The sequence below is a fragment of the Paenibacillus sp. LS-5 genome (assembly GCF_056121505.1).
Genome location: NZ_JBWAVA010000015.1, coordinates 142,632 through 151,808, shown reverse-complemented (window position 1 = coordinate 151,808; position 9,177 = coordinate 142,632). Strand labels below are relative to the sequence as shown.

The window sequence follows — 9,177 nt, the reverse complement described above, 5'->3', positions numbered from 1 at the left end:
CCGGCTACCGCCATCTTAAAACACCTACAGAAATAGGCCAACCAGAAGTTTTCCGGTTGACCTAATAATACGAAAAGGAACCCACATGATGGTAGAGGGTTCCTTTTTCGCTTGCACAATAAGGTTCATAGAGCTGAAATGCAGTTACAGCTGCTTATCGTCAACGTTGTTCAACCAGCCTTCAATATCACCAATTACGGAGCTGATACAGCCGTCCTCAAAGGGGGATTTCAGTCCGGCCAGCTCGACCAGTTGTAGGAAAGACAGGCTTCCGCCAGCCTTGCAGAGCCGCAGGTAGTCGGCCCATGCCGAGTTGAAATCCTCATTCGACCGTTTCCAGAACTGAAAAGCGCATAGCTGGGCCAAGGTGTAGTCAATGTAGTAGAACGGAGAGCGGAAGATGTGGGCCTGCTTATGCCAGAACCCTCCTTGCTCCAGATAATCATTGCCGTCATAATCACGCAGAGGCAGGTACTTCTTCTCAATTTCCCGCCAGCCCAGCTTGCGTTCAGCAGGTGTCGCCTCCGGGTTGGCATAGACGAAATGCTGGAATTCATCTACGGCAACCCCATAAGGGATGAACTGCAGGCTGTCGCCCAGATGGTTAAAACGGTACTTGTCAGCATCCTCCTTGAAGAACAGATCCATCCAGGGCCAAGCGAAAAACTCCATACTCATCGAGTGGATCTCCGCAGCTTCATAGGTTGGGAAAGCATACTCAGGCAATTGAATATGCCGGCTCTGGTATACTTGGAAAGCATGACCGACTTCATGGGTCAGCACATCGATATCCCCCGAGGTTCCGTTGAAATTGGAGAAAATAAATGGAGCCTCATACTCACTGAGGTAGGTACAGTATCCGCCAGATTGTTTACCCTTTTTGCTGACCAGGTCCATGAGTTCATTCTCCAACATAAAGCTGAAAAACTCATCGGTCTCAGGGGACAATTCTTGGTACATCTTGGCTCCGTTAGCGATGATCCAATCGGGATCGCCTTTGGGAGTTGCGTTACCGTTGTTAAAGTTTAGACTTTCATCATAAAATTTCAGCTGCGAAAGACCCAGACGCTCAGCCTGGCGTATCTTCAGCTTGCGGGAAGCGGGAACGATATGCTCCTGTACCTGCTTGCGGAAATTGGCGACCATATCTGCGTTGTAGTCTGTACGCAGCATCCGGTCATAGCCGAGTTCAACGAAACTGCTATAGCCGAGCTTGTGGGCCATACGGGTACGCACCTGGACAAGTTCGCCGAATATACGGTCAAATTCAGGTTCATGTTCAGCCATGAATTGGTACCTGGCTGCGGATGCCCGCTTGCGCATATCCCGGTCTGTGGACAGTTCGAACGGGGCGAGTTGGGACAAGGTCCGTTCTTCCCCTTCGAACTGTATTTTGGCGGAGGCGATAAGCTGGGAATATTCAGTGGACAGTTTGTTCTCCAGCTGCAGGTCTTCGATAATGTCCGGGCTGAACGTTCTAAGCGAGATTTCAGCAATCTGCAGCAGCTGTGTCCCCCATTCCTGTTCGAACTCCGCTCTGAACTTAGAGCTCACGAGAGCTCTGAAGTAGTCCGTTATGTACTCCTGAATCACCGGTCCAACTTCATCCATGTAATCTTGTTCAGCCTTGTAGAATTCATCTTCCGTGTTAATCGAGTGTCTGATGCTGACCAGGGTCTCCATAGTGCCAAATTCATTACGCAGCTTATTAATCGCGGTAAAAGCAGCCCTCTGCTCATCCAGACTGTCCGCGCTTAAACCCTTTAGAAGCTCAGTAAATCCAGTCTTCAGATTCTCTACGTCAGGCCGTTCGTACCGGTATTCGCTAAATCTCATGTAATCATCAACATCCTTTCGGGTAGCTTACTGAAACATATTGCTTTTATTATAGTATCTGGAAGAAGTTAAATCACTAAGTTTATGTTTGTATTTCCATATGAAGGTAATCCTGCAGATATCAGATAGGAGGAGAATAGATGAACTACGAATCGACCAGTCACGAAGATTATATCAGCCAGCTGCCTGAGGAGCGGAAGAGGGCCATCATGAAGCTGAGACAGACGGTCAAGGACAACTTGCCTTCGGGGTATCAGGAAACCATGTCTTATGGAATGATGTCCAATGTTGTTCCCCATCAGTTCTATCCGCCTGGATATCATGTTAATCCGCTACAGCCCCTCCCCTTTGTCAGTATAGCTTCTCAGAAAAATTCGTAATGGCGGACCTAAACCATAGGATGCCGTTTCAAAAACTGTAGGATAGCATCATTTACCATTACAGGATTCTCTCTCAGCATGTGCGGCCGGTGGCTGCCTCCTGGTACAACAAGATACTGTGAGTTACCTACCAGAGTAGTCAAATGCTGCAGCTGGTCTTCCTGGACAAAGGGATCATGCTCCCCGGCGATAAACAGCGAAGGGCAATCAATACTGTGTATCTGCTCTTCGGTTAGTTGGGGGAATAACCGCCAATCTGCGGCGCTCTGCCGCATGAATTCCTGCCAGTTTCCGCGGTGTGCTTCTTCATGCCGTTCGAGCATTTGATGAATGATAACGTTCTTGCCGTGTGCAGTAAGCCATTCCGGCTCATACTCATCCGCACCGGACGGCTCCTTGAACCCGCTGCAGCCGATGGCCGTCATTGAAACTACACGCTCCGGCGTATTTACCGCGGCATACATAGCCACTCCTGCCCCCAGACTATAACCGATCAAATGCGCTTTGGGAATTGACATCTGCTCCATAAATGCTGCAATATCATCCGCCAGCTGTGGGGTGCTCCAGGACAGATTCCCGCATCGGGTTCTGCCATGTCCCCTGAAATCCGGGAAATAGCAGGTGTGCACATTCTGGAAATCAAGGATTTGACTCGCAAATGCCAGTATCCCCCTTGAGTATGCACTATGCAGGAAGATAACAGGCTCTCCGGTACCCATCTTTTCATAAAACAACTCTAAGTTACTCCACTGGATATAGGGCACAATATCCTCCTTGTAAGAACAAATGTTCCTTTCATTGTACTCCTAGAATATGGATATGTCACGGGAGATGGTAGCACGCTACGTGTATTATCATTACCAGCTGCAGGAAGAGCAGGCGTTCCACGGGCAAAAACATTTTACAGTTGAACTTTGCATATGTCGTGAACAGTAAAACACTTACAATTAAAGTAAGACAATGCTAAGGGGGACGTATACATATGGCCATCTATTATAGAAACTATACTTCGGACGATATGACAAAGGTGACCCGGTTTCTGTCTCAAGCCCACTCCAAGTTAAACCGGCCAAGCAGCTGGACGATTGCCCGTTTTGAATTTGAGATTTTTTTCTATCAACTTAGAGCGGGTGTACTTCCTGAATGGGAACAAAATATCGGACTATGGGAATATGACAATGGGGAGCTCGCCGCTGTAGTCTGCAGAGATGGGGATTTCTATTTCCAGCTGGATAGCGAGAATCCGCAGGAAGAGCTTCTGTGTGAGATGTTCCGATTCATCGAAGACAAGTCTGTTCCGGTTGCCGTGAAGCTTGCCGTGCCCAAACGGATGACACAGCTGCAAGAGATGGCCCGGAGCAGGGGGTATATGCTTCTCCCGAACGAGAGCGATAATATAATCTCCATCCTGCTGGAGAAGGATTTTCCGGTAAATATACCTGTGGGCTTAATGCTTCAAAGCGGGGAAGAGGTGCCAGACCGTGCAAAGGCACAAGGGCATATTCTGGCGTTTAACTACCCTGGAACCCAACATGCAGAGCAAATGCTGCAATTATACGGGGGCATCCGTCAAGCACCAGGCTACCGTCCGGAGCTGGACTTATCACTGGTCAATGAGCAGGGAGAGGTGGTCGCTTTCTGCATTGCTTTTGTGGATGAGGTAAACCGGATTGGGATTCTTGAACCTGTGGGAACTCATGCGGACTACAGAATGAAAGGACTGGGCCAGACGGTAGTCTATGAGGCGTTGAACCGATTGCGGTCACTCGGTATGAATAAAGTCTATACAGGTCCCATGCAGCCTTTTTACCAGCGTATCGGATTTGAGATGGAAGTGGAGTTTGGGGTGTGGAAGAAGGGACGATAGTTCAAGCGCCGAACAAAAAATAGTTGACTGAAAATCTCAGGCTCATTTGGGTCAAATACCACTATCCCGTCTGTGGCTTTTTGGGTGGATAGTAATAGGTAGCCATACAATCATTTTTTAGAGTGATTCCATAAGATATCACCGTAACTAAAAGGAGGTGCCTTATGGCTCAGGTAAAAGTAACTCAACGGTTTAAAAGGCTATGTGATCAGTTCTCGAAAATTCTTGGTGGGGAACATGAAATTGATCCAGGCCCCGTTTGCTTTGTCAGCCGGTCAAGACGATTTAACGCAAGTATTTTAGGAAGAAAAACGAAGTCGCCTTTAGTGCGGTATCAACTTTTTTCGTTCGAATCATTGGACTCGTCGGGTCGTGCCCTATGCCTGGGTGAAACGGCTGTCTTTCAAAATCAGGCGAATCGTCTGATTCGAAATCTGCAAAGACACGGAATAAAAGTAACAGCACTCCATAATCACTGGCTGAACGAAAATCCGCGTTTGATGTACATTCACTGGGAGTCCATCGATAATCCCGTTGCTTTTGCAAGAAAAACGAAGGATTCTATCCGGTTTCTTGGCTAAGTCTTAATTAGCTCCGGAAAAATATGTTGTATAAACTAACCCATTTTAATGTATTTACCGGTAGTCTAAAATAAGGGATGACGTTTTAGACTACCGCTTATTTACAGGGCTTTATAATTGCCAATCGTAATTATTTCTTGAATTCCCAAATGGAATAAACCATCTCTGATTTGCTGTAAGAATGTAAAATGTAAATAGCAACTCCCCATTAGTTCGAGAAGACAGAACCCCAAAATTGTCTTTTCCTCCAACCCTCCACTGAGTATAAAATATCAAGTTATCCTCTATTTATTTTAATAAGCTTCATCCAAAATTCAAATGCTGCAGTTTATCCGGATTGCGTATGAGATAAATCTGCTCAATACGGCCGTTTCTAAACGCCAAGCTAACGACGGTGGGAAAAGGCTCGGAAGGACTGCTTAATACAAAACCAAGCTGTCCGTTGACCTTGATGAGCCGCACGCCTCCTGTGCCATCGCCCTTGGATACAAGCCCTTGAATGAATGCGAGGACACGCTGGCTAGACGTAATAGGTTTAATTGCCGCACTAACCTTGCCGCCTCCGTCACTGTACAGCACGATGTCCTCGGAGAGCATCGCTAAGAGCCCCTCCATATTACCAGTAGCCGTTGCATGGAGAAATCGCAATACGAGCTGTTCGGACTGGGTGCTGGAGATTAGCTCGACGGATGGCTCGGCTTGGATTTTTCGTTTGAGGCGGCTGTAGATCTTACGGCACCCCAGTTCCGTTTTGTTTACGAAGTCTGCAATATCGCGATAGTCGAAATCGAAGGCTTCACGAAGAATGAAGACTGCGCGCTCAATAGGGGTCAGCCGATCGAGCAAGACAAGGAAAGCGTACGATATCGTATCCTCCAGTACAATCGTTTGAAGCGGGTCCATTCCTGCGCCAGAGGGCGAACCTGCAATGGCCGCATAGTCTTGCACTAGAGGCTCCGGCAGCCAGGGGCCGACATACACCTCTCTTTTTTTTTGCGAGGATTTCAAGTAATCGAGACAGCGGTTCGTAACGATTTTACATAAGTACGTTTTCAGATTGCGGATGGGACCGCCCTCCTTATCGCTGTCCAACTGCTGCACCGTTACGAATGCGTCCTGTACCAAATCCTCGGCATGTGTGACAGATCCTAACATGCGATACGCGATGGAAAGAAGAAGCGGCCTGTACGTCCGATACATAGAATCAAGCTCCACGATGCACCCCTTCTTTATCTGGTTCTTTACCGGATATTATACGCCGGGCGGACTCTTTCGCGCTAGCCAAAGAAGCGTTAAGCAGCATACCCGCAGACCCGACCCAATCGCCGGCGACATACAGTCCGGGCCGTCCGATGACCGAAGGTCCGGGTCTGCCCAAGAGGCCGCCATTCTCTGCGGTTACGACGGCATGGGAGACGAGCATTCGTGGCAGGAAGCGACTCTGAACGACATGCTTGCGCCAATCCGGCTGAATGAAGTCGAGGAATCCTTCCAGCTCGTGTTGGTCTTGCAAGGGGTCTGAATCCATCGAAGCCGACAAATATTTCATGACATGTACAACAGCATGTGTCGGATTATCGGACAACGAGGCAACGGTGGAATGGTTGGAGTAATACCAAGGATAATCGGCACCTAATACGAATTTAGTTTTTGGCTGAGGCATCCCGGCTACGACAAGATCCAAGCATGCAGCGCGAACAGGAATAAGCTGCTCATAGACTTCGGCTTCCGCCTGTTGAAGAGGGGGATTGAGGATGGCTAGAGTACTCGCCGGTCCGGCAGTGGATAGTACCTGACGGGTCCTCAACTGCGTTCCATCCTTTAGTGTCACCGTCATATGGGGGTAGCTGCCTGCAATTTCCCGTGCGGGCGAGCTCGTGCGGATCGACACGCCTGCCTGTTGGGCTTGTTCCGCCAGCTGGTTCACGAGACTTTGCCAGCCTCCGTCCACGTATAGTACTTGGCCATGTTTGAGCTGCTCAATTACAGCGCCGGTACTTATCAGATTGGGATCATCGCAGTACGTGGCTAGGCGAACGAGCGCAAGTACAACACTGCGCACTCGCGGACTGGAGATTTGGGATTCCAAATAAGCCTGCAGATTAACCCTGTGCAGAGCTGTTGTGTCTGTTGTACGAAGGCGACTGTAGAAGCGGAAAAGTTGAGTCTTCTCGTGCCACTTCAGGAAGGATCCGAGCAAGAGCTGCGGTAGCAGGAGCGCTTTGTTCTCACCATGTACTCCTTCGAACACAAAAGCGCCAGGCGGTTTTGGTGCCGCACCGGTTGGTGTGACACCTACCTCCTGCAAAATAGGGAGGGCACTTTTATAGAGAGCGTGAGCTCCCAGATTTACGTGTGCGAGTGCGATCTCGGTCGAAACGGCGCGGCCTCCGAGATGTGATCCTTTGTCGAGCAATAATACGGTTTGGCCTGCCTGTGCTAAATAAATTGATGCGGTTAAACCGGCGATACCAGCCCCGATAATGACTACGTCCCATAATGGTTCATTGTGATTCTGCGTCATATATATCCATCCTTTCCGGTCTGATACATACATGACGATTAACGGAGCCGATTTGTGACAATGCCTCAGCGTTACGAAATTGCAAGCTCGAGAAAGTGATGGATTCCTGCAAGCTCCTCAACGGCTTTCAGCATTTCTGGTGCATTCGAATGATACAGTATTTTCTTTTAATACTGTTGACACTCCCCTTAGGGTAGCCTGTAATCTCATCATGGAAAGGAGGAATCAGGATGCTGTATACAGTGAAGGAGGTCGTAGAGCTATCCGGAACTACGGTGAAAACCCTGCATCACTATCACAAAATAGGCCTGCTTATACCAGCGGAAGTCAGTGAAGCCGGATACCGGCTGTACGGGATGCCGGAGCTGGAACGCCTCCAGCAGATTTTACTCTATAAGGAACTGGATTTTACGCTGGAGCAAATTGGTCAGCTGCTGAAGGATGAGCCCGAGCGTTTATCTATTCTTGTGGAACAGGAAAAGCTCCTGCTGCTGCGCAGACAAAGGCTCGACACGATTATTGAAACCTTGAAGAAATCGATAACAAGCAGAGAAAGAGGCGAGCTTATGAAGGATTCGGAAATGTTCAAAGGACTTGCGAGTGAGCAAGAATGGAAAGAAGCTCTGCAAGAGCAGCATGATCACTTAAAAGAAACGTTGGATTTTGACCTGATGGATGCTAGCGCTCCTATTAATGTTCAGAAGATGAACGATATGGCAATGGAAGGTGCAGCGTTTATGACGGCAATGGCTGACGCCTTGCGGTCGGGACTGAAGGCCAGCGACGTTAGCATTGCAGAGTTAATCCGCCGTCATCTGGATTATCTGGGAGAGCACGGGCACCTTGTGTCTGCGACGGATTTCGCAGCGCAGAACCGATTTTTTCTCAGCGATGACTTTCATCTTCGCATGCTTGAAGGGCAGCAGACCGGACTGGCGTACTACCTTAGTGCAGCGGCGGATGCGTATGCGGTACAACAGCAGTAGTACGGGTATTCACAGCAAGAGGGAGTCACTATGAACAGCGATTCCCTCTTGCTTTTTGTCCTATTTGAATTGGGTCTGCAGCCATTCTGCCGATTTCTGCATGTAGTCTAACTGATCCACAGCGTCAAAATGCTCAATGGCTACCGTATCTTGGTACCCGATTGCTTCTAGCCGCTCCAGAATTTGATGCACCGGTATGCAACCCGAGCCGACTGGAGACGGAAACAGCTTCATCCCGTTGGTACAGATCTTCGGAGCTTCAGCATGGTGTTCCTTCAGAGAGCGGTCTTTGCAATGGACATGGATAATTCTCGTCTGCAGCTTCCCGAAGGCTTCCAGCTCGTCCTCGCCGCTGTAGATGAAGTTCCCTGTGTCAAAGGTAATACCCAGCTTCGGAACCTGCTCCAGAAACCACAACAATTCAGCGGAGGTGGCGAAAGGCGCACGGCTGTCATCGAAATCCTCCAGGGTGACTCTTATTCCCTTGTGTTCCGCGTACTCGCACATTTCCCGGAGTGCCGCAGCCATCTGTTGCAGCGAGTTATTCCGTTGCTCCTCGCCGGCAGATTCCTCAATAAATCCTGGGATAACCAGCACTTTATCCGCACCCAAATACTTAGCGGTGTCAATGAAATCGAGTCCGGGCTGCCCAGCGGGAGCATTACCAAAATCAAAAAAAGCGTACATAGAAGCCACCGAAATTCCGGCTTGCTTGAGATCCTCCTTCATGGCTTCACGGCTTGGCTGCACCTCGTCCAGATCCAGCTCGACGGCCTGAATCCCCCATTCGCGCACCCGGCGGAGCACCTCCGGTACCGGAATCCCAGCTTGTTTGCTTGCGGTAAGAATATGGTTGTAGAACACAGATATTTTCATAAATACGCCCCTTCCGTTCTGTGAGAGACTTGCAATCGCTTCCTTAAATTAGTATAGGCGATATTCAGCAGGGGTTCCACTGGGGAATGTGGCAGTACTCATAATCGTAATGGCAAGTTATGCCACC

9 protein-coding genes are annotated in these 9,177 nt (G+C 49.0%); 4 read left to right on the top strand and 5 right to left on the bottom strand.

The window, feature by feature from the left end; translation table 11 throughout:
* Positions 1–144: 144 nt before the first annotated feature.
* Positions 145–1,836: a M3 family oligoendopeptidase gene (locus AC0MA3_RS20320; protein ID WP_474657511.1), complete on the bottom strand. Its 1,692-nt coding sequence runs from the start codon at positions 1,834–1,836 to the stop codon at positions 145–147.
* A gap of 140 nt (positions 1,837–1,976) precedes the next feature.
* Between AC0MA3_RS20320 and AC0MA3_RS20315 the strand changes: the two genes are divergently transcribed.
* Positions 1,977–2,216, top strand: a complete 240-nt coding sequence (locus AC0MA3_RS20315) for a hypothetical protein (protein ID WP_474657510.1) — start codon at positions 1,977–1,979, stop codon at positions 2,214–2,216.
* Between the two features lie 8 nt (positions 2,217–2,224).
* On the opposite strand, the gene AC0MA3_RS20310 is transcribed toward AC0MA3_RS20315, so the two are convergent.
* Positions 2,225–2,980 carry an alpha/beta fold hydrolase gene (locus tag AC0MA3_RS20310; protein WP_474657509.1) on the bottom strand — a complete coding sequence of 252 codons (756 nt, stop codon included), beginning with the start codon at positions 2,978–2,980 and terminating at the stop codon, positions 2,225–2,227.
* 218 nt (positions 2,981–3,198) lie between these two features.
* Here AC0MA3_RS20310 and AC0MA3_RS20305 point away from each other — a divergent pair, with 218 nt between their 5' ends.
* Complete coding sequence (locus AC0MA3_RS20305) at positions 3,199–4,083, top strand: GNAT family N-acetyltransferase (protein ID WP_474657508.1); 885 nt, start codon at positions 3,199–3,201, stop codon at positions 4,081–4,083.
* Between the two features lie 164 nt (positions 4,084–4,247).
* Complete coding sequence (locus AC0MA3_RS20300) at positions 4,248–4,664, top strand: DUF1259 domain-containing protein (RefSeq protein WP_474657507.1); 417 nt, start codon at positions 4,248–4,250, stop codon at positions 4,662–4,664.
* A 303-nt stretch (positions 4,665–4,967) separates the two neighbouring features.
* Here the strand turns inward: AC0MA3_RS20300 and sigJ are convergent, their stop codons facing one another.
* Together sigJ and AC0MA3_RS20290 are read right to left on the bottom strand one after the other, a co-directional pair.
* Positions 4,968–5,864 (bottom strand): RNA polymerase sigma factor SigJ, encoded by an 897-nt coding sequence (gene sigJ / locus AC0MA3_RS20295; protein ID WP_474657506.1) that lies wholly within the window; start codon positions 5,862–5,864, stop codon positions 4,968–4,970.
* Positions 5,865–5,868: 4 nt separating this feature from the next.
* The gene (locus AC0MA3_RS20290) at positions 5,869–7,188 is read right to left on the bottom strand and encodes a phytoene desaturase family protein (RefSeq protein WP_474657505.1); all 1,320 of its coding nucleotides are present in this window, start codon (positions 7,186–7,188) and stop codon (positions 5,869–5,871) included.
* Positions 7,189–7,418: 230 nt separating this feature from the next.
* Here AC0MA3_RS20290 and AC0MA3_RS20285 point away from each other — a divergent pair, with 230 nt between their 5' ends.
* A complete protein-coding gene (locus AC0MA3_RS20285; RefSeq protein WP_474657504.1) occupies positions 7,419–8,174 on the top strand; it encodes a MerR family transcriptional regulator in 756 nt (251 codons plus the stop codon).
* 60 nt (positions 8,175–8,234) lie between these two features.
* Here AC0MA3_RS20285 and AC0MA3_RS20280 read toward each other — a convergent pair whose 3' ends face one another.
* Positions 8,235–9,050 (bottom strand): sugar phosphate isomerase/epimerase family protein, encoded by an 816-nt coding sequence (locus AC0MA3_RS20280; protein WP_474657503.1) that lies wholly within the window; start codon positions 9,048–9,050, stop codon positions 8,235–8,237.
* Positions 9,051–9,177 lie beyond the last annotated feature (127 nt).